The sequence below is a fragment of the Chryseobacterium sp. SIMBA_028 genome, from assembly GCF_046535285.1.
Lineage (GTDB): Bacteria > Bacteroidota > Bacteroidia > Flavobacteriales > Weeksellaceae > Chryseobacterium.
The window spans coordinates 1-242 of the sequence record NZ_JAWRWZ010000730.1 but is presented as its reverse complement, the minus strand read 5'-3'; the positions used below and the strand labels follow the sequence as shown (position 1 = coordinate 242).

The following is a 242-nucleotide window of genomic DNA, read 5'->3' as shown; positions in this document are numbered from 1 at the left end:
CTGGTGGAGACATTTCTGCGTTCGCAGAATCCCCAGACAAAGGCGGATTCCTCTCTAAGTTGGCGGCTACTGTTGATCGGGGTGTACAGGCACTCGAATCTCTGCAGAAGCCCGTGGTAGCGGCCGTTCATGGAGCCGTCGCCGGTGGCGGGCTTGGCATCATGCTGGCCGCCGACGTAATAATCGCAGCGGAGGGTACAAGTTTTGTGTTTGCCTACCCTTCCATTGGCCTCACTCCGGAC

1 protein-coding gene is annotated in these 242 nt (G+C 58.3%); it reads left to right on the top strand.

What is annotated here, in order from left to right; all coding sequences use genetic code 11:
* Nucleotides 1–242: enoyl-CoA hydratase-related protein (locus SCA31_RS25175; RefSeq protein WP_410699665.1), on the top strand; the 242-nt coding region annotated here is incomplete at both ends.